Genomic DNA, 20358 nt, shown 5'->3' on the forward strand with positions numbered 1-20358 from the left:
GCCTGCCTCATGCTCGGCCAGAATGCCGATGATCTGCTCGTCGCTGTATCTCGTTCGCTTCATCGTCCGTCCCTTCGTTGGGTCGGACTCTAATCGCAGGTGGAGGAAAAATCCCGTGGCAGGTCACGGAGCGGCTGTCGCGCTGGACCCTGGGCGCGACCCAGGCGACGCTCGCGGCGCAGGGGCGCTGTCGCGTCTGGGCAGCGGGGCTTGATCGCCGCTATCCGTTGATCTCAAGCTCTTCATTGATGTCGTCGATCAGCCCGGCGCGCTGAACCGCGGTTTCGCCGACATGACCCGCATAGGACACCGCCAGAAGGCGCAGCAAGCTGACCATCGTGGTATGGGTCGCGACCAGCCCGTAGCTCGCGATATGGCAGCGCAGGACAAGGTCGGAAAAGCGCTTGGCCTGCGCAAGGTTGCTGTGGTCGGTGATCATGATGATGCTGACGCGCGTCGTGCGGGCAAAGGACAGGATCGCCTTCAGCTCTTTCGTTTGCGGCCCCTGCACAGTGACCACCAGCACATCGCGCGGCCCCATCATCGCCAGGTCTTCGGCCAGCGCCCCCTCGCCGGTGCCCAGAACATTCACGTTATGGCGCAGGCGAGCGAATGTTATCCGGGCGTAGCGCGCGAACCACCCGTCCGCGCCAAGGCCCAGGAACCAGACCCGTGGCGCATCCGCGATCATGCGCGACGCCTGGCGCAGCGCGTCCGGGTCCATTTCCTCGAACGTTCGGGTCAGGTTGGTCAGTTCAAGCTCAAGATGTTCGCTGATCTTGCGCCCAAGGACGGTGCCGCCCTGAGGCGAAACGGAATAGCTGTAGGGTTGCGTCCGGTTCCGCTCTTCGCGCGCCTGAAGCTTCACCTCCTCGAAATCGGCGTAACCAAGCGCGCGGAAGAACCTTGCGGCCGTCGCCTTGGACACATCGGCGATGTTCGCCAGTTCTGTTGCAGAATGCGTTTCAATCAGCGTCGGGGATTCGAGAATCACCCGCGCAAGCTTTTGCTCGCTTTTCGTCAGCCGGTTGATCCGTTCCTGGATTCTCAGGGACAATCTCGTCGACATCTTCAGCCTTTTCAGACCGTTAATTTTTTCTTTGACTGAGTGAAACGGGTGTTTCACAATTCTGGAACACTGGAACAATGTCTGAAACAGTGAAACAGCACTCTGAAACAGTAGAGGCGCAACGTGTCAAAATCAAACATCATTCGTCAGCAGATCTGGAGCAAGCTGAAGGACGTGGCCAAGCCCGATACGAGGTTCGACAAGAATTTCGCGGAGGTCATCCCGGACTTTGAGGGCTCCGAGATCGCGACGAACCGCATTCTCGAGATGAAGGCCTGCAAGGACGCGGAGTTTCTGTTCATCACGCCGGACAACTGCCTGGTGGACCTGCGCCGGCAGCTGATCGAGATGGGCAAGCCCTTCTTCATGTCCACCTATGGGATCTATCGCGGCTTTCTCTACATCGAACCCGGCTCCGTTCCGAAGGGGCATGAGCTTTACGCCGCCTGGCTTGACGGGATGGAGCATTTCGGCGTGCCGATCTCGCTTGAGGATGTCGCGCGGCGCGGGAAGATCGACTTTCTCGTCACCGGCGCATCGGCGGTGTCCGTCGATGGCGTGCGCTTCGGAAAGGGGCACGGTTTCTTCGATCTGGAATGGGGGATGTTCACCGACCTGGGGCTTGTCGGCGAAGATACGCCGGTTGTCGCGGCGGTCCACGACTGCCAGGTCGTGCAGGAAAAGCTGCATCCGAGCCCGACCGATATCCTGGTCGACTACATCGCGACGCCGGGCGGCCTGCACAAGGTCGAACGCCGCGCGAAGCGCCCGCGCGGCGTGATCTGGGATCTGCTCGATCCCAAGCAGATCGACCAGACACCGCCACTTCGGGAACTGCGCGCGATGCAGGGCCTGGCACCGTCTGCCTGAACAACGAAAACAACCCGCGCGTCGCGGCTCAACGGAGGTTAAAATGGCATTCACGATCAACCGTCGGACATTCATCCAGGGCGCGGCAATCGCCGGTGCGTCGGCAGGACTGCCGCTGCGGGCGCGCGCGGCCTCGGCGCTGACCATGCAGGCAGCCTGGATCAACGATGCAGAGTTTTCGGGCTACTTCCTGGCGATGGACAAGGGGTATTATTCCGACGAGGGGCTTGAGCTGACCTATCTGTCCGGCGGGCCCGACGTGATCCCCGAAAGCACGATCATCGCAGGGCGCGCGGATCTTGCGCTGACGACGCCCGACACGACGATCCGCGCGATTTCCGAGCAGGGCGCCAAGTTCAAGATCATCGGCGCGCAGTACCAGAAGAACCCCATCGGGATCGTCTCGCTCAAGAAGAACCCGGTGAACACCCCCGCGGACCTGGTCGGCAAGACCGTCGCCGTTCCGCCGGTGAACACCGTCACCGTCGAGGCGCTGCTGAGCCTGAACGGCATCGACCGGAACGCGGTCAACATCGTCCCCTACGCCTATGATCCGACCCCGCTGGTACGCGGCGAAATCGACGCCTCGCTCGATTTCACGACCAACGTGCCCTACACGATCGGGCTGCTGGGCGAAGAAGCGCAATCCTTCCTGCTTTACGATCATGGCGTGACGCTCTTCAACGACACGGTCGTCGTGACCGAGGAAACGCTTGCCTCCAGGCGGGCCGACCTGGTGGCCTGGCTGCGCGCCAGCCGCCGCGGGTGGGACGAAAACCTGGCCGACCCGTCGCTCTATCCGCCGCAATGGGAAGACAGCTGGTTCAAGGGCACCGGCCGCAGCATCGACAACGAGGTCTTCTTCAACACCGCCCAGAAGGATCTGATCGTCTCCGGCGGCGGCATCTTCTCCATGTCCGAGGAAGCGATCGAGAAGAACCTGGCGGCGTTGCAGGCGGTCGGCATCAACGGCACGCGCGAGATGTTCGACACCACGCTTCTTGAGGAGGTCTGATGCACCACGATCAGGGCATCCACCTGCGCTCCGTCTGCAAGACCTATCGCGGGCGGGGCGCGGATGTCGAGGCGCTCAGGGACATGAACCTGGATTGTGCGCCGGGATCGTTCACCGCGCTCATCGGGCCCTCGGGCTGCGGCAAGTCGACCGCGATGCGGATCGCCCTGGGGCTTGAGGACTACGACACCGGCGAGGTCCGGATCGCGGGCCATCCGCCGGCAGCCGCGACGGCGTCCGGGGTCACGGGGGTGGCGTTTCAGGACGCCGCCCTCCTGCCCTGGCGAACCGTCGCCCGCAACATCGCCCTGCCGCTTGAGGTCCTGGGGCGCGATCCGGCGAAGCACGGTCACGAGATCGCGAAGCTGATCGACCTGGTCGGTCTGAAGGGCTACGAGACCGCGCTTCCCGGCCAGCTTTCCGGCGGCATGCGCCAGCGTGTTTCCATTGCCCGTTCGCTGATCACCGAACCCGAGGTCCTGTTCATGGACGAACCCTTCGGGGCGCTCGATCAGATCCGGCGGCGCCAGATGAATGTGGAGTTGCAGCGGATCTGGATGGAATCTGGGTCCACCGCGCTTCTGGTCACCCATGGCATCGACGAGGCGGCCTTTCTTGCCGACTATGTCGTGGTGATGCATGCAAATCCCGGCCGCGTGGTCGAGATCATCGAAGTTCCTTTCGAACGGCCGCGCCGGAACGAGCTTTATTCCGCGCCCGCGTTCCATGCTCTTTGTGACAGGATCGCAAAGGTGCTTCATGGCGAATAGGGCCGGTTTCCTTCGCAGCGGCACCTTCCGCAATCTCGCGATCCTGATCCTTGTCTGGGAAGTCGTGGGACGCGTGGACTGGATCGCCGGCGGGGCGCTGCCGGGGCTCAGCGAGATCCTGATCCGCCTCTGGGCGGACCGCGGCGATTATCCCGGCCACGTCTGGGCCACGGTCCAGGCCTCGGTCCTGGGTTTCGTGATCGGAAACCTCGTCGCGGTTGGTGCGGGCATCCTGTTCGTGCTGTTCCCGACACTGCTGCGGCTGACGCGCGGCTTCAATATCGCGGTCTTCGCCCTGCCCCCGATCGCCATCGCGCCGATCCTGGTCCTGACCCTGTCGGGCATGGCGCCGCGGATCACGCTCGCGGCCCTCGGGGTCTATTTCGTGACCATGAGCGCGACCGTCGTCGGCCTGTCGCAGTTCGACACCCGCGCGGCGGATGTCGTGCGCGCCTATGGCGGCAAGGACTGGATGGTGATGAAGCTGGTGCGCCTGCGCGGTGCGGTGCCCGACATCCTGAGCGGCCTGCGCATCGCCGCGCCGAACGCGGTTCTGGGCGCGATCCTGGCCGAGTTCGGCGGCGGCGGGCGCTGGGGCCTGGGCACCTACCTTCTCGGCTCGCTTGGCCGTGGCGATCCGGCGCGGCTTTGGGGGATCGGGCTGGTCGCGACCCTGATCGCCGGGCTGAGCTATCTGGTCTTCGCCGTCATCTCGGCAAGAACGCTGGGCAGCAGCCGGTCGGTCACGCTCAACACCGCGATCCCCGATGCGGACGACGGGGCGGAAAGATCGCTGCCCCTGCGCCTGGCGGTCATCGCCGGTGCAGCACTTCTGCCCTTCTTTCTCTGGTGGGCGTTCATCAAGCTGACAGGCGTCCCCGATCTGATCGCAAAGACCCCGCTTGGCGTTCTGGACTACCTTTTCCTGTCCGACACGTCACATATCGCAAGGGCCAAGTTGCTCGCGGCGCTGGCCGAGACGCTGCCCATCACCGCCATCGGCATGCTCGCCGGCCTTGGCTTCGCGTTCCTCCTCGCGATCTCGGCCCGGATGTTTCCCGGCTTCATCAAGACCTTCATGCCCATCGCGCTGGTCACCCAGACGATGCCCCTTGTCGCGCTGACGCCGCTGCTGGTGCTGATCCTTGGGCGCGGCACCTCGGTCACGCTCTGGATCACGATTTCGGTGACGTTCTTTCCGGCCTTCGTGCTGCTTGTGCAGGGTATCCAGAGGGTGCCGCAATCCGTGCTCGACCTGCCCCGCGCCTACGGGGCGTCAGCCTGGACGGAACTGCGCATGGTCTCGATCCCGGCCGCGCTGCCGTACCTTTTCGCCGCGACGCGGCTGACGGTGCCCCGGGCGCTGCTTGGCGTCATGATCGCCGAGTGGCTGGCGACGGGCACCGGGCTTGGCAATCTTCTGAACCAGTCCAGGGGGTATCTGGACTACGGCATGATCTGGACCGTCGCCGCGGTGTCGGTCTGTCTCTCTGTCGCCTTCTATTACGCGATCCTGTTGATCGAGCGGCGGACACTGACCCGGCTGGGGATGCAGTGGGTGGAATGACCATGAAAAGCGCGATACCGCTGGAGGCCCTGATCGACCAGGCGCGCGGCCTTGTGCCGGCCGATCTGGTCCTGCGGGGCGGCACCGTCCTTGATACCGTGACCGGCGACCTGCTGACGGGCGATGTCGCGATCTGCGGCGATACCATCGTCGGCATCTGTGACAGCTACGAAGGGCGCGCGGTCATCGACGTCTCGGGGAAATACCTCGTTCCCGGCTTCATCGACACGCATCTGCATATCGAAAGCTCCTGCGTCACGCCGTTCGAGTTCGACCGCTGCGTCTGCCCCAAGGGCATAACGACGGCGATCTGCGATCCGCACGAGATCGCCAATGTCGCCGGGGTGGAGGGGATCCGCTATTTCCTCGATGCCAGCGCCCATACGCTGATGGATATCCGGGTGCAGCTGTCGTCCTGCGTGCCCTCGACCGAAATGGAGACCGCAGGCGCCCGGATCGGGGCCGAGGATCTGATCGCGCTGCGGGATCATCCGGCCGTGATCGGCCTGGCGGAGTTCATGAACTACCCCGGCGTCATCAACAAGGCGCCGGGCGCCCTGGCCAAGCTTGACGCCTTTCGCGGGCAGCACATCGACGGCCATGCGCCGCTTCTGCGGGGCAAGGATCTGAACGCCTATCTCAGCACCGGGATCCGGACCGAGCACGAGGCGACCACGGCCGCCGAGGCCCTGGAAAAGCTGCGCAAGGGCATGCGCATCCTGATCCGGGAAGGGTCCGTGTCCAAGGATCTGGAGGCGCTGACACCGCTGCTCACCGAACGCAACTCCCCCTACATCTGCCTGTGCACCGACGACCGCAATCCGCTCGACATCGCCGAGCACGGCCATCTCGACCACATGATCCGGACGGCGATCGCGCGGGGGGCCGATCCTTTCGCGGTCTACCGCGCGGCCAGCCTGTCGGCGGCAGAGGCCTTCGGGCTGAAGGATCGCGGCCAGATTGCCCCCGGCAAGCGCGCCGATATCGTGGTGATGGAGGATCTCGCCACCTGCCGCGCCAGGGTTGTCATCTGCGGTGGCAAGGTCGCGGACGATGCGGCCTTCGCCGCGCGGCGGACGATTGCGCCGGTCGCGCGCCATTCGGTCAAGCCCCCGGCCATTGCCGCCGCGTCGTTCCGCTGCGCGGGAAACCGGGCCGAAACCCCGGTCATCGGCATTCTGCCGGGCAAGATCATCACGGCACACCTGACCGAGGACATCCTTCCCGACGCCGGCGACAAGCGCCCCGATCCCGCCCGCGATCTGGCAAGGGTTGCCGTGATCGAACGCCACGGCAGGAACGGCAATGTCGCGACCGGCTTCGTGCGCGGTTTCGAGATCGCGTCCGGCGCGATAGCCGCCACCGTCTGCCACGACCACCACAACATCGTCGCCGTGGGGGTGGACTATGCCGACATGGCGCTGGCCGCGAACCGCCTGAAGGAGATCGAGGGCGGATTTGCCGTCGTCCGCGACGGCCGGATCCTTGCCGAACTGGCGCTTCCGATCGCCGGATTGATGAGCCTTGAGCCGTTCGAGATCGTGGAAGAGAAGCTGAGAGCCCTGCGGGCAGCCGCGCGGATGCTGGGCGTGGCGCTGGAAGAACCCTTCCTGCAAATGGCGTTCATCGCACTTCCGGTCATCCCGCATCTGAAGATAACCGACCACGGAATGGTCGATGTCGACCGGTTCGAGGTGATGGCCTAGGGCGAAGGCCGCCCGGCCCCGGGGGCCGCAAGGGTGCCCGACCCAAGGATCCGGCCGTCCCGGACCGCGACATGCGAGACAGCCGGCCTGATGGCGTTCATCGTCATGATTTTCTGGCGGAACAGATCCTCGCCCGCACATGCCCTCTCCGCCGTTCGTGGCCCCGGCTGCCTGACCAGACCAGGTCAAGGATGTTTCCCTACCCACCCAGGAAATTCGCGACAGACCGCCAGGAGGTGCAGCACATCGCCATAGAATGGCGATGGCTCCACAACAGCTTACGCTCAACATGGGTATCGGCGGGATCACCCCCGCCACGAAGTGGAAAATGGCCGCGTGAGCCCCAGGGTCGCGCCCAGTTGAAACGGGGAGGATGACCGATCGACGGCCAGCTTGCGTGGCGCTGCGACGTCACAGCGTGATTGGCGCACCGCTTACAGAAGACCCAAAAGCAAATGGGACAGGGCGCTGTCCCGGTCTGTCAGATCGAGGATCACGTCAAAATGGTTGCGGCCATCAACCTCTCGCACCGGCCAGCCGGTTGCTGCGGAAAAAGCGGCCGTTTGCCGGTGAAAGCCTGCGGCCTCGCCCTTGCCCGCCGCCAGGGCCAAGGCCCCGCGCAAACCCTGCGGCGGATGGAGGAGCGGGCTCTGGCTCAGTTCGGCAGGGGTGAAGCGCATCCATTCCTGCACATGGCAGGCTGCAAGCGGCGACAGTTCGAATAGACCTGAAACCGGCAGGCAGGCGCAAAGCGGCTGGTCGGGCAGTCCGGCGCCGGCTTGCCATCCCGGTTGCGCCACCGCAGCGGCAAGGTGGCCCCCGGCGGAAGATCCGGTGACAAGAATGCGGTCGCGGTCAATGCCAAGCGCCTCGGCATTGTGCCACAACCAGCCAAGGGCGCGGCGGCAATCGTCAATGATTTCGGTGATCGAGACCCCCGGCGCAAGCCGGTAGTCGGGCACTGCGCAGGCCACCCCGCAAGCGGCCAGCATCGGCGCCGCAAAGCGTGACTGTTCGCGCGACAGTGCCCGCCAATAGCCGCCATGCAGGAACAGAACCAGCGGCCTTGCCTGCCCCGGCACGGTTCCGAACAGATCCAGCTTCAGCCCGGTCTGGCGGCAAAACTCTATTCCGGTCCGGCCATGGGGCAGCTCCAGCGCCTGGTCTGACAGGCTTTGGTAAAGGCCCATGATTGCGGCGAAACGGTCGGGGCTGACAGTCGCGCGCGCGGTGTAATCGGCATCAAGCTGCGCCAGAGGCAGCAGGTTTTCGCCTTCCAGCATCAGATCACCAACGGGTTGGCCCGGTTTTCGATCAGGCGCACCAAAGACAGCGCCGTCAGGGCCGAGGATTTGGGATTATGCGCCAGCGGCAGGTTGTCGAGCACGATCTCCATCCTCCCGAAGGCGCCCGTGGCGATCAGGCGGTGGCGGTTGGCCGTGGCCGCCGGGTCGGCGATCAGGCGCAGCGTGGTGGCGTCGGGGCCAAGGCCCGCAAGGGCCGTGATCAGCGCCACATTGGCATTTTGCGGAAAGCCTTGCGCAGCCTGGCGCGCCGATCCTTCGAAAAAGCAATGCGGGGCGGTCAGGTGGTCAAGGTCGCAAAGCGCCTCGGCCCCGGTCCCGCGCCATGCGGTCGCGGGCTTGGTCACTTCATGTATCACCGTTGTCAGCGCAAGCCGTGAGGCGGCAGCAAGCGCATCGATCCCCCCCAAAGCGCCCGGCGTGATCAACACCTGGCGGCGGGCTTGGCGGGCATGTGCCAAAAGCCGGTCAAGCGCGCCGTCTTCAGCAAAGGCCGAGGTGGAAACCGGCGCGAAATCGGCCCCAGCGGCAAGGGCCGCCTCACCCCATGGCAGCACAGCGGCGCGCCCGGCGGCTTCCACCACCAGATCGGGGCGCAGTTCTGCGAGCTGGCCAGGGTCGGTGATCAAGGGCACCGCCCTTGCGTCACCCGTGCGCCCCCGATCTCGTCCCGGATGACGCACTGCCTTGGCGATCAGCGACACCGGGGCCTGCCGCGCATCAAGAAGGCGCTCCACCTCGGTACCGATGGCCCCTGAACCCACAAGCACCAGTCGCATCATACCCCCACCCATGCCTGCACCCTGTCATGGTCGTTGACCAGATCGGCGCTGCTTCCCGACCAGACCGTGCGCCCCTTCTCCAAGATGAAATGCCGGTCGGCCAATCGCTTGAGAACCGAGAAGGTCTTGTCGATCAGAAGGATCGACTGGCCTTCGGCCTTCAGCCTCTCGACCACATGCCAGATCTCGGCGCGGATCACCGGGGCAAGGCCCTCGGTCGCCTCGTCAAGGATCAGAAGGCGCGGGTTGGTCATCAGCGCACGCCCAACCGCAAGCATCTGCTGTTCGCCGCCCGAGAGTGTCCCCGCCATCTGCCTGGCACGTTCGTTCAAGCGTGGGAACAACTCATAGATCCGGTTCAGGGTCCAGGGATTGGGGGTCTTCAGCCGGTGTGCCGCCGTGGCCACAAGATTTTCGCGCACCGTTAGCGTCGGGAAGATCTGCCGCCCCTCTGGCACAAGACCGAACCCCAGCCGCGCCACCTTTTCCGGTGGCAAGCCCGAGATGGGGCGGCCATCGAACTCGACCCGCCCCCCCCGAAGCGGCAACTGTCCCATGATGGCGCGCACAGTTGTGGTTTTCCCCATGCCGTTGCGCCCCATCAGCGTGACCACTTCGCCGTCACGGATATCGAAGGAAACCCCGAACAAGGCCTGACTGGCGCCATAGGCGGCCTCAAGCGCGTGAACTGTCAGCATCTCAGGCCTCCTCCTCGCCAAGATAGGCTTCGCGCACCTCGGGATTGGCGCGGATTTCATCCGCCTTTCCCACCGCGATGATCCGGCCATAAACCAGCACCGAAATGCGGTCGGCCAAGGCAAAGACCGCCTCCATATCATGTTCAACAAGAAGCATCGCGCAGCCGGTCCGCGCCGCGGCCAGCGTTTCGATCATCTGCTGGCTTTCCAGATGGCCCAGCCCCGCCATCGGTTCATCCAGCAACAAAAGCCGGGGCCTGCGGGCAAGCGCCATCAGCAGTTCAAGCTGCTTTTTCTCGCCGTGCGACAGATCGGCGACAAGCACGCCGGCCCGTGGCCCCAATGCGGTTTCTGCCAGAGCGGCGTCGGTTTCATCCCAGATCTCACGGCGCCGGGCCACATTGTCGAAAAAGGCGAAATTCCGACCTTCGCGGACCTGGACCGCAAGCCCCAGGTTCTGCCGCACCGTCATGTCTTCCAGAAGCGAGGTGATCTGGAAGGTGCGCCCCAGCCCAAGCGCCACCCGTTCATCAGCGCGCAACCGGGTGATGTCTTGCCCGGCAAGATGGATGCGCCCGGCACTGGGGGCCAGTTCGCCGCAGATCTGGTTGATCAGCGTTGACTTGCCCGCCCCGTTCGGGCCGATCAGCGCGTGGATCTCACCGCTTTCCACGGTCAGCGAAACATGGTCGGTGGCAGTCAGCCCGCCGAAGCTTTTGACAAGCCCCGCGATTTCGAGAACGCGGCTCATTTTCCGCGCCCGCCGGTCATGCGGGCGATCAGGGCCATCAGCCCGCCTCTGGACAGTAAGACCACCGCCAGAAGCAGCACCCCCACCGGCAGCATCCAGTGTTCGGTCAGCCGCGATAGCAGGGTCTCGATGATCGTCAGTGCCGCCGCTCCGACAAACGGTCCCGCCAGTGTGCCGACGCCGCCAAGGATCACCATCACCATCAACTCGCCCGAACGGGTCCAGTGCAGCATGTCGGGCGAGGCAAAGCGCAGGAAGTTCACCATCAAGGCCCCCGCAAGCCCGGCGCCCATGCCCGAGAGGATGAAGGCGGCGAGCTTGTAGCGATAGGTTGCGACGCCCATCGCCGTCATCCGGCGTTCGTTCTGGCGGATGCCGGCGATGATCTGTCCGAACGAGGACCGCACCAGTTGCCGCAGGAACAAATAATAGCCCGCGGCCACCACCAGAATGACCCAGTAAAGCGTGGCCTTGTCGCGCATGTTCAACCCCGGCAGGCTGTTGGTTCGGCGCACCATCACCCCATCCTCGCCACCATAGGTTTTCAGCGAGATGAACAGGAAGAAGAACATCTGCGCGAAGGCCAGGGTGATCATGATGAACTGCACCCCGCCTGTTCGCAGCGAAAGCGCGCCGACCAGAGCCGCTGCGAGACCGGAGACAAGAATGGCGGCGGGCAGGGTCAGCAACATCTGGCCGGTGCCGGGAATGATGCCCAGAAAGCGCGTGCCCTCATCGAAATGGAAATACAGGATACCGACAACATAACCGCCGATGCCGAAAAAGGTGGCATGGCCAAAGCTGATCATCCCGCCATAGCCAAGGATGAAATTCAGGCTCGCCGCAGCCATGCCATAGATCAGCGCCTGACCGACCAGCCGGGTCCAGCTTGTCTGGCCTGTCAGCTCGGCCAGAACCGGCACTAGCGCCAACACCGCGAAAACGGCCAGCAGGGCGAGGGTTTCTCGTCTCATCGCCGACCTCTCCTAGCCCTGCGCCGCAAACAGGCCGCGCGGTCGAAGCAGAAGCACGATCGCCATCATCAGATAGATGCCCATGGATGAAATCCCCGTTCCCAGCGCCTGTGCCTCGGGTCCGGACATCACCTGGGCCAGCAGCGAAGGAAGGAAGGCGCGCAGCATGGTATCGGCAAGACCCAGCAAAAGCCCGGCGACGAAGGCCCCCTTGACCGATCCGACACCGCCGATCACCACCACGACAAAGGTTGCCAGAATGATCTCGTCTCCCATGCCGACCTGAACCGACACGATGGGCGAGGCCATGACACCGGCGAGCCCGGCCAGCAACGCGCCAAGGCCGAAGACCGTGGTGTAAAGCCGCCGGATATCAACGCCAAGCGCGCGTACCATTTCGCGGTTGGTGGCCCCGGCCCGCACCAGCATTCCAATGCGTGTGCGGTTGATCAGCAGGTAAAGCCCGGCCGCCACCGTCAGCCCGACCACGATCACAAACAGGCGGTAGACCGGATAGGGCAGGCCCGGGAGGATCTCGACCGATCCCGAAAAGATCTCTGGCATGCTGGAAAACAGTGGCTGGCGCCCGAAGATCAGTACCGTTCCCTGATTCAAGATCAGGATCAGCGCAAAGGTAGCCAGAACCTGATCCAGATGGTCACGGGCATAGAGGCGGCGGATGACCCCGACCTCGACAAGTACCCCGATCAGACCCGAGACCAGCAACCCGGCAAGCAAACCGCCCCAGAAACTGCCGGTCTGAATGGCCACCCATGACGCGGCAAAGGCCCCGGCCATATAGAAGGCGCCATGGGCAAGGTTGATCACCCCCATGATGCCGAAAATCAGGGTCAGCCCCGCCGCGAGCAGGAAAAGCGTAACCCCATATTGCAGCCCGTTCAAAAGCTGCTCTGTCAGAAGGATCATCGGCCTGGAACCCCGGAAAGGATTTCTGGTTCGCCCTGCGATAGCGGGCCGGGAAACAGGGGTTTCCCGGCCCGCTGGGGGATTTGACGCAGTTACATCTTGCAGTCGGCTGCGTAGACGTCGCCCACCTGCTCGCGGATCTTGCCCTTGGTCACGCTCTTGGGGTTGCCGGCTTCATCGGCCACCACTTCGGTGACAAACCAGTCCTGAACCGGGTGCTGGTTCGGTCCGAAGGCGAAATTGCCGCGGGTCGAGATGAAATTGGCCTCTTTGAGCGCCGCGCGCAGGGCATCCACATCGGCATCGCCACCCACCTGTTGCAGCGCCGATCCGATCAGAAGGCCGGTGTCATAGCCCTGCTGGCCATAGTTCGTCAGCGGCTTGTCGGGATAGGCTGCGGACCATGCGGCCAGCATCTGTCTGGAAGCCTCATTGTCGAAATCGGCCCCCCAATGCGTTGTGCCGATGACCCCCAGGGCCGCCGGCCCAACCGCCTTGAGGATGACAGCATCGAACGAGGGTTCCGCAACCACCATCGGCACCGCGCCCAAAAGGCCAGACTGCTGATACTGTTTCAGGAAGGCGATGCCCTGACCGCCAGGATGGAACTGGAAGACCACATCGGGCGCCCTGTCGCGGATCTGCGCCATTTCGCTTGCAAAGTCCGACTGATCAACACCGGTGTAGATTTCGCTGACCTCGCCGCCGAATTCGCGGCTGAATCCGGCGATGGCATCCTTGCCGGCCTGATAATTCGGGGCAAGCGCCACGGCGGTCTTGTAGCCCCGGCCCTTGGCCGCGGCGCCAGCCGCCTCGTGCAGGCTGTCATTTTGCCAGCTTACGACAAAATAGTTGGCGTTGCACTTGGCCCCAGCCAAAGGCGAAGGGCCGGCGTTCGGGCTGACATAGAGCGCGCCCAGATCCATCGCCTCGGGCACCACGGCCATGGCGACGTTGGAAAAGACGATGCCGGTCAACAGCTTGATGCCTTCTTCGTTCATCATCCGGTCGGCAATCTGCAAGCCGGTGTTCGGGTCGCGCCCGTCGTCTTCCACGACCAGTTCAAACGGCACGCCGGTGGCCTCAAGACCCAATTTCATCCCGTCGCGGATCTGTTCGCCCAGATAGCCCGCGGGGCCGGACAGTGTGGTGATCACACCGATCTTGGTTCCCTCGGCCCACAAGGGCGTTGCCGCGGCCAGAACCAGGCTCGCAGTCAGCAGCAGTTTCTTCATCGCACTCTCCTGTTGGTCGTTATTGGTCGTGTTCTTTGGCTTTGGCCCATGATGGTGCAGGCTTTCGCTGTGCTTCAAGCACAATATACCTACAGCTTCACCCAGCCCTCTGGTGCCCGCTTGCCCGGATGCACGGTGGCGCAGTTCGGGCAGGTGCGGGCTTTTTCGTCGGAATAGAAGGCGGCATAGATCGGCGGCAGATCGTCAACGATGGACTCCAGATCCACCTCGGCGCGGTGAACGCGGGCCTGACATTCAAAGCAATACCATTCAATCGCGTCCAGCGCCCCTTCGGGACGGGCCGGTTCGATCACCAGCCCGATCGAGCCTTCCTGCGGGCGCTGCGGTGAATGGCGCATATGCGGGGGCAGAAGAAATATGTCGCCCTCGCGGATCGGCACATCATAAAAGTCGCCGGTCGTGGTGTCGTGCAGCTTCAGCAGCATGTCGCCCTTCAACTGGTAGAAGAACTCTTCCACCGGATCGTCGTGATAGTCGGTGCGTGCGTTCGGACCGCCCACCACTGTCACCATCAGTTCGGCATCCTTGAAGACAAGCTGGTTGCCCACCGGCGGTTTCAGCAGATGTTTGTGTTCGTCGATCCATTTCTGGAAATTGAAGGCAGCAAGGCGTGTCATTCCGTCCTCCGCAGATCAGGCCAGCTTCAGGCCGCAGTTTTCAAACGCTTGTTTCGTTGCGGCCATCTCAGCCCTCGTCAGCTCCAGAAGCGGCGGGCGCACCCGGCCGCCGGTCTGGCCCAGAAGCTCCTGCCAGTATTTCTGATGCGCGTGGGGCTTCTCGGACGGCCGGGTGGCGCGCAGGGCCTGGCGAACCGGCTCAAGACTGTCGCGCAGCACGCGGGCTTCGTCGGCCTTTCCGGCAAAGGCAAGATCGGTGTAGTCGCGCATCCGCCGGTCGGCGGCCGTCTGGATCAGATAGGGCGGCGATGAACAGAGATAAAGCCGCCAGCCAAGTTCAAGGATGTTGTCCAGCCATTCTTCCTCGGAGGCAGTGGAAACCAGAATCCGGTCACCGGCAAGCCTCGTCAGTTCCGCATACATGTCCCGCGGAACCGAATACTTGATGGCCACGACCGTCTCGATATCGGCCAGCCGGTTGCACAGCTGCGGGCTCATCAGATAGCCCGAATCCGGGTGGCTCCAAAGCGCGATACCAATATCGACCTTGCTGGCGATGGTCTCATAGTAGCGGACCAGGGTTTCGTCCTGCTGCCTGAAGAAGTGCAGAACCGGCGCGTGAACCACAATGTAATCGGCGCCGCAGTTCTGGGCATGACGGGCCAGATCAATCACCACATCCATGTTCTGGTCTGAACAGGACATGATCGTCTGTGCCCGTCCGTCCGCCGCCCTGACCGCCAGATCGAAGGCGCGCTTGCGCTCGTCGATCGACATTGAAAAGAACTCGCCCTGCTTGCCGGCGATGAAGAACCCGTCGATCCCCAGATCTTCGATCCAGTGGTTCATGTTGCGGGCAAAGCCCTCCTCGTCGATGGAGAGGTCTGCGCGGAACGGCATGAGCGCCGCCGCCCATATCCCCTTCGTATGGGCAAAGGCGTGGGCCTTGGCGTCCTTGCGGCTGTATTTCATGCTTTGGCTCCTGCGACAGTCGGTTCGGTTTCAAGCTCCATCCGATGCGAAATGGTCTTGGTGACGGTGTAGTGATGCAGCCCCTCCGACCCGCCTTCGCGCCCATGGCCAGAATATTTCACGCCGCCGAACGGCACTTCGGCCACCGATGCCTCAAGCGTATTGATCGAAAGTGTCCCGGCCTCGATCTCGTTGGTCAACCGCTCGACATTGGCGGCGGAATGGGTAAAGGCATACGAGGCCAGCCCATAGGGCAGGGCATTGGCGCGGGTGATGGCCTCGCCCAGATTGGCCACCGGGTTGATAATGGCCACCGGGCCAAAGGGTTCTTCCGTCATAACGCGGGCATTGTCCGGCACATCCGCAAGCACGGTGACAGGGAAAAAGTAGCCCGGCCCTTTGGGGCGCGTGCCGCCGGCAAGCACCCTGGCCCCCTTGGCGCGGGCATCTTCCACCAGCGCATCAAGCGCGGCGATGCGGCGGATATTGGCCACCGGCCCCATCTCCGTTGCCGGGTCCAGCCCGTTACCCATGCGCACCCGTGCGGCCCGTTCCGCAAAGGCGCGGGCAAAGGTCTCGCAGCGCTTCTCCGCCACGAAAAACCGGGTGGGCGAGGTGCAGACCTGCCCGGAGTTGCGGGCCTTGCGCACCGCCGAAATCACCCCCGCCGCCTGGGCATCGACATCATCGCAAACGATGACCGGGGCGTGGCCACCCAGTTCCATCAGAACCGGCGTCATCGACCTGGCGGCCATTTCGGTCAAGTGAACCCCGACCGAGGTCGAGCCGGTAAAGGCGACCACACGCACCTTGTCTTGTGGTATCAGATAGGAGGAAATCTCGGACGGGTGGCCAAACACAAGGTTCAGCACCCCGGCGGGCAGGCCGGCATCCTGAAAGGCGCGGGCGATATGAACTGCCCCCGCAGGGGTTTCCTCGGCGGCCTTTAGGATGATCGAACAGCCCGAGGCAAGCGCGCCCGCAATCTTGCGTGCGGGTTGGCTAAGCGGAAAGTTCCAGGGCGAGAAACCGGCAACGATGCCCGCCGCCTCGCGTACCACGGTATAGCGGATGCCGGGCACCGATGGCACGACCTGCCCGAAAAGCCGCTGGGCCTCGCCCGCGTCCCATTCGAAGAACTCGGCGCCACGGATTACCTCAAGCCTTGCCTGCATCAGCGGCTTGCCATTTTCCATGGTGATCGACGGGGCGATATCGTTCATGCGTTCGCGCAGCAGCGCCGCCGCCTTCACGATGATCTGCGCCCGGACCCGTGGCGCGGTGCGGCTCCAGATGCGGTGCCCGCGTTCCGCGGCCTCAAGCGCCAGATCCAGCTCCGCCTGCCCAGCAACGGGGAGCCGGCCGATCTCGTCCTCGGTGGCCGGGTTCAGGACCGGCAGCGTTTCGCTGGTGGCAAGCCAGCGGTTGTCGATGAAAAGTCTCGGCTCGGGGTAAAGGGTCATGGCGTGGCCTTCGATATGTCCGGCCCGATTAAGGCGCACTGGCATATTGAACGCAAATGAAGTAATCGAAGTTATATATTCTTAATTGGAATATCAGACATGGCCCCCATCCCGCGTCTTGAAACCCGTCTGTCCCTTCGCCACCTGACCCTGCTGACCGCCATCGACCGGGAGGGCAGTCTGCTGGGCGCGGCGCAAAGCGTTGGGCTGACGCAATCGGCCGTGACGAAGGCGCTGCAAGAGGCCGAGGCCGTGGTGGGAACCCGCCTGTTTGAGCGCACCAATCGCGGTGCGCTGGCGACGCAGGAAGGGCAGGTGCTGCTGGCCCATGCCAAGCTGGTTCTGACACAGCTTCGCCATGCGGGTCAGGAGCTCGAGGATATGCGCACGGGCTCGGGCGGGCGGGTTGCGGTAGGGGTTCTGGTCTCGGCGGCGGTGTCGATCCTGCCGATGGCGATTGCCGCTGTCATGAAGGACCGCCCCAATCTTGCGGTGAAGGTGATCGAAGGCACCAATGATGTGCTGATGCCCCTGTTGCGCACGGGGGAGCTGGATCTGGTGATTGGTCGCCTGCCCGTCTTTTCCTCCGGCAGCGGCATTGCCGAAGAAACGCTGTGCGAGGATTACGCAAGCATCGTCCTGCGCCGGGGCCACCCGCTGCTTGAGCGCAAGCAGCTTGGCCTTGGGGATCTGATGGGCCACCCGTGGATCTTGCCTCGACACGAAACCAGCCTGCGCCGCCAGATTGATGAGGCATTCCGGCAGGCCGGATTGCGCGCCCCGATCAATATCGTTGAATCGGTTTCGCTCCTGACCAACCGCGCGCTTGTACTGCGGGCCAACTACCTCGCGGTCTGGCCGGTGCAACTGGCCCAGACCGAGCGCGATCTGGGGCTTGTGCAGATCCTTGACATCGACCTGCCCACCACCCGCCGCCCGATCGGTATTTCAACCCGCCGCGATGCCCGGCTTTCCCCGGCGGCAGAAACCCTGATCAAGGCGCTGCGCCATGAGGCGGCGCGGACGGCGGCCGGCATGGCCCATTCGTCGTAAAACCCGGATAGATCGATTATGCTTTTTGTTGAAGAACTCGAAGCGATCGCACTCCGGGTGCCGGCTGGGCTGTAGGCAGACCTCGTGTTAAGCGGCGTGATTACCCTGGATGAGCGTCAGCAGCCCAGCATGGCGTGTTCCTCTGTCGCGCAGCCCTCAATTCGGGTCCGTTGCATTAACGGAATAGAGCGGCGTTTATCGTCGGGGATGCTCGCCGTTCACGCAGCGTCCCGGAACAGTCTTTCTACAAAGACAGTCTCGTTGATTACCCCTGTCTCACAATTCTCGAACAGGTCTTCTCGAATGGTGCAGAAGGTACCATACCAGCGAGCGCAGCCTTGGCTCCGGCCAGCGTCTGGAACCCGCGCATGGGGCGCAATCGATGCTTCGCCCCGACCTCATGCTCGCGCAATATGCCGATGATCTGCCCGTCCGTGTATCTCGAGCGATTCATCGTCCGTCCCTTCGTTGGGCCAGACCCTAGCATCAGATGGAAGAATTCTCGGGGGGCACAGCAACAAGCTTCGGTCATATGGTGCTGCCTTGAGGCATCCCGACGCGGTCTACCGGCAGGAAACAGGACGCTGGATGAACAACCGGGTGGAGAGTTCACATCTTCCGTTCCGACGTCGGGAACGAGCCATGCTCCGCTTTCGGCGGATGCGAAGTTTGCGGAAGTTCGCCGCCGTTCACGCTTCCGTCTGCAACCACTTCAATCAGGAATGCAGCCTCTCCAGCAGGCCCCTCTTCAAGCAGAACCGCGCCGCCGCTCTCGACGGGTGGCGCGGTCTCTACGCGGCATAAGGGACAGCTGTCCTCGTGGAGACTGGTTCGCATTCGCCTGATGGTGTGCACGGCTCCACCTCGACGGCATCGCAACGCGCCATGCTGGTGCTGTCGTAACCCAACGGAGGGAGGGAGCCGCCCACATGGAGATTACAACGCTCGGGATCGACCTGGCCAAATCCGTGTTTCAGCTTCACGGCGTTGACGCGGATGGTGGCGTCGTCTTGCAGAAGAAGCTGCGCCGGAGCGCGGTACTCGACGTTCTCGGCAAGCTGAGCCCTTGCCTGATCGGGATGGAAGCCTGCGCCACATCACACCATTGGGCGCGTGAGATCGCGGCACTTGGCCATGAGGTCAGGCGGATCCCGCCCGCCTTTGTAAAGCCCTATGTGAAGCGGCAGAAGAATGACGCGGCTGACGCCGCGGCGATCTGCTAGGCCGTGACACGACCAAACATGCGTTTTGTGCCGATTGCTCGGTATCGGCGCCACCTCTGTGACACGGCGAGCGGAGACGATCGACACGCGGACCGGCGCTTGGCTCGGATCCCTGCTCGAGCGCACACCAACGCGGCTCGTGAGGGGCGAGAACTACAGGGTCGCAGCGGCCATCTGACCGGAGGCAAGCGGCGCCCGAAGGGCACCGCTACAAGATGCAAGGGCAGAGTTGCGTGGTGATGATCAAGCGAGACCGCTGCCGGAACACCCCGAGGTGCTGTCAGGGCGTTGCAGCTCGATCATCTGAATGGGAACCGGCTCGCGGACTTGATCAGGGCCAGCGGTCAGTCGCACCGCGCGCAAAGGCCGGAAACATGACCGCACCCAGCGCGATGCTGCCGACGGTGGAATGGCCCTGACAAACCAACCATGCCGGAACCACAGCCTGGCGTTCGAGACAAAAGCGGCGATTACCGCGATCAAAGGTAACAAGACGATGATTGAGATTTCGCAGGCGTTCGTCATCCGTGGGACTGTTCAACGCTCCAGGGTCAGGCGGCCCGCTTGTGTCGAAGATCCTCGGCGGCACTTGGCTCCGCGACGGGCAGCGCGAAGCCTTCGATCCCGCTGTCTGGCTGAGGTGAAGTCCTTCAGTCCGGGCCGGTCAGGAGCGCCGCCAGATCGTCAAGGCCGACGACATGGCAATAAATCATGTTGATGATCTCAAGCTCCCGCTCATGCAGCGCATCGGTGGCCGCCGCGCAGGCATCGTGGACGACGAGGACGTCGAAGCTTTCATCGGCGAGCGAACGAACCGTGGAACTGACGCATTGATCGGTGAAGATGCCTGCGACGATCACATGTGTGATGCCGATATTGCGCAGCATGAGCCGCAGGTTGGTGCCGGTCAGGGCGCTGTCTGTCGTCTTGGTGACCACGATCTCGTCCCCGCGCGGGGCAAGCGCGTCGACGATCTGGCTGTCGACCCTGTCCTTCGGCAGCAGGAGGTAGTTGAACCCCGGCCTCTTCTGGCTGAGGGACCGGTCGCGGCCGTCCTCGGTCTGGCAGGCGATGCGTGCATACATCACCTCGATCCCTTCAGCGCGCGCCCAGTCGATCAGCCGGGCGCAGTTGGGGATCACGGTCCCGGTCATGCGGTCGAAGAATGGCTGCCAGCGGCGCTGCTCTGCGGGGTCGTCCTTGGGCTCAAGGTAGGTATTCTGGATGTCGATCACCAGCACCGCTGTGTGGCGGCGGCTCAAGACGATGTCCTCGGGATCTTCCGCCAATTCGTAATAGAAGCTGCGAAAGGCTTTCTTCCAGTCACTCATCCCCTGCTCC

The 20358-nt window shown here is 63.5% G+C and carries 18 protein-coding genes and 2 pseudogenes; 8 read left to right on the forward strand and 12 right to left on the reverse strand.

Going from position 1 to position 20358, the window contains the following annotated elements; all coding sequences use genetic code 11:
* Positions 1 to 220: 220 nt before the first annotated feature.
* On the reverse strand, positions 221 to 1069 hold the full coding sequence (locus OE647_RS16465; RefSeq protein WP_263722851.1) for a MurR/RpiR family transcriptional regulator: 849 nt from the start codon (positions 1067 to 1069) through the stop codon (positions 221 to 223).
* A 123-nt stretch (positions 1070 to 1192) separates the two neighbouring features.
* Between OE647_RS16465 and OE647_RS16470 the strand changes: the two genes are divergently transcribed.
* The 5 genes from OE647_RS16470 to ade are packed head-to-tail and all read left to right on the forward strand — an operon-like array spanning position 1193 to position 6997.
* Positions 1193 to 1939, forward strand: a complete 747-nt coding sequence (locus OE647_RS16470) for a 5-formyltetrahydrofolate cyclo-ligase (protein WP_263722852.1) — start codon at positions 1193 to 1195, stop codon at positions 1937 to 1939.
* A 43-nt stretch (positions 1940 to 1982) separates the two neighbouring features.
* Positions 1983 to 2954, forward strand: coding sequence for an ABC transporter substrate-binding protein (locus tag OE647_RS16475; protein WP_263722853.1), 972 nt, complete (start codon positions 1983 to 1985; stop codon positions 2952 to 2954).
* Positions 2954 to 3724, forward strand: coding sequence for an ABC transporter ATP-binding protein (locus OE647_RS16480; RefSeq protein ID WP_263722854.1), 771 nt, complete (start codon positions 2954 to 2956; stop codon positions 3722 to 3724). Before OE647_RS16475 ends, OE647_RS16480 begins: the two co-directional genes overlap by 1 nt.
* The gene (locus OE647_RS16485) at positions 3714 to 5291 is read left to right on the forward strand and encodes an ABC transporter permease (RefSeq protein WP_263722855.1); all 1578 of its coding nucleotides are present in this window, start codon (positions 3714 to 3716) and stop codon (positions 5289 to 5291) included. The genes OE647_RS16480 and OE647_RS16485 overlap by 11 nt, the downstream gene beginning before the upstream one ends.
* Positions 5288 to 6997, forward strand: a complete 1710-nt coding sequence (gene ade, locus OE647_RS16490; protein WP_412174969.1) for an adenine deaminase — start codon at positions 5288 to 5290, stop codon at positions 6995 to 6997. Before OE647_RS16485 ends, ade begins: the two co-directional genes overlap by 4 nt.
* Positions 6998 to 7431: 434 nt before the next feature.
* Here ade and OE647_RS16495 read toward each other — a convergent pair whose 3' ends face one another.
* The 10 genes from OE647_RS16495 to OE647_RS16540 all read right to left on the reverse strand — a co-directional run bounded on the left by OE647_RS16495 (position 7432) and on the right by OE647_RS16540 (position 16741).
* A complete protein-coding gene (locus OE647_RS16495; protein WP_263722856.1) occupies positions 7432 to 8280 on the reverse strand; it encodes an alpha/beta hydrolase in 849 nt (282 codons plus the stop codon).
* Positions 8280 to 9080: an aspartate dehydrogenase gene (locus OE647_RS16500; RefSeq protein ID WP_263722857.1), complete on the reverse strand. Its 801-nt coding sequence runs from the start codon at positions 9078 to 9080 to the stop codon at positions 8280 to 8282. The genes OE647_RS16495 and OE647_RS16500 overlap by 1 nt, the downstream gene beginning before the upstream one ends.
* Positions 9080 to 9781 (reverse strand): ABC transporter ATP-binding protein, encoded by a 702-nt coding sequence (locus tag OE647_RS16505; RefSeq protein WP_263722858.1) that lies wholly within the window; start codon positions 9779 to 9781, stop codon positions 9080 to 9082. Before OE647_RS16505 ends, OE647_RS16500 begins: the two co-directional genes overlap by 1 nt.
* 1 nt (position 9782) lies before the next feature.
* Entirely contained in the window at positions 9783 to 10532 is a 750-nt protein-coding gene (locus OE647_RS16510) for an ABC transporter ATP-binding protein (protein WP_263722859.1), read from the reverse strand.
* A complete protein-coding gene (locus OE647_RS16515) occupies positions 10529 to 11506 on the reverse strand; it encodes a branched-chain amino acid ABC transporter permease (protein ID WP_263722860.1) in 978 nt (325 codons plus the stop codon). The genes OE647_RS16510 and OE647_RS16515 overlap by 4 nt, the downstream gene beginning before the upstream one ends.
* A 12-nt stretch (positions 11507 to 11518) precedes the next feature.
* Positions 11519 to 12433 (reverse strand): branched-chain amino acid ABC transporter permease, encoded by a 915-nt coding sequence (locus OE647_RS16520; RefSeq protein WP_263722861.1) that lies wholly within the window; start codon positions 12431 to 12433, stop codon positions 11519 to 11521.
* Between the two features lie 92 nt (positions 12434 to 12525).
* Entirely contained in the window at positions 12526 to 13668 is a 1143-nt protein-coding gene (locus OE647_RS16525) for an ABC transporter substrate-binding protein (RefSeq protein ID WP_263722862.1), read from the reverse strand.
* Positions 13669 to 13757: 89 nt separating this feature from the next.
* Entirely contained in the window at positions 13758 to 14306 is a 549-nt protein-coding gene (locus OE647_RS16530; protein ID WP_263722863.1) for a 3-hydroxyanthranilate 3,4-dioxygenase, read from the reverse strand.
* Between the two features lie 15 nt (positions 14307 to 14321).
* Positions 14322 to 15278 (reverse strand): dihydrodipicolinate synthase family protein, encoded by a 957-nt coding sequence (locus OE647_RS16535; RefSeq protein ID WP_263722864.1) that lies wholly within the window; start codon positions 15276 to 15278, stop codon positions 14322 to 14324.
* Positions 15275 to 16741 (reverse strand): NAD-dependent succinate-semialdehyde dehydrogenase, encoded by a 1467-nt coding sequence (locus OE647_RS16540; RefSeq protein WP_263722865.1) that lies wholly within the window; start codon positions 16739 to 16741, stop codon positions 15275 to 15277. Before OE647_RS16540 ends, OE647_RS16535 begins: the two co-directional genes overlap by 4 nt.
* A 99-nt stretch (positions 16742 to 16840) precedes the next feature.
* Here OE647_RS16540 and OE647_RS16545 point away from each other — a divergent pair, with 99 nt between their 5' ends.
* The 3 genes and pseudogenes from OE647_RS16545 to OE647_RS16555 all read left to right on the forward strand — a co-directional run.
* Positions 16841 to 17794 carry a LysR family transcriptional regulator gene (locus OE647_RS16545; protein WP_263722866.1) on the forward strand — a complete coding sequence of 318 codons (954 nt, stop codon included), beginning with the start codon at positions 16841 to 16843 and terminating at the stop codon, positions 17792 to 17794.
* 513 nt (positions 17795 to 18307) lie between these two features.
* Positions 18308 to 18598 (forward strand): annotated as a pseudogene (locus tag OE647_RS16550) (DDE-type integrase/transposase/recombinase); the annotation flags it as partial.
* Positions 18599 to 18723: 125 nt separating this feature from the next.
* Positions 18724 to 19014: pseudogene (locus OE647_RS16555) on the forward strand (IS110 family transposase); the annotation flags it as partial.
* Positions 19015 to 19667: 653 nt separating this feature from the next.
* On the opposite strand, the gene OE647_RS16560 reads toward OE647_RS16555, so the two are convergent.
* The gene (locus OE647_RS16560) at positions 19668 to 20348 is read right to left on the reverse strand and encodes a cysteine hydrolase family protein (RefSeq protein ID WP_263722867.1); all 681 of its coding nucleotides are present in this window, start codon (positions 20346 to 20348) and stop codon (positions 19668 to 19670) included.
* Positions 20349 to 20358: the final 10 nt, after the last annotated feature.

Origin of the sequence: Albidovulum sediminicola (assembly GCF_025751575.1) — a bacterium.
In the GTDB taxonomy this organism is placed as follows: domain Bacteria; phylum Pseudomonadota; class Alphaproteobacteria; order Rhodobacterales; family Rhodobacteraceae; genus Albidovulum; species Albidovulum sediminicola.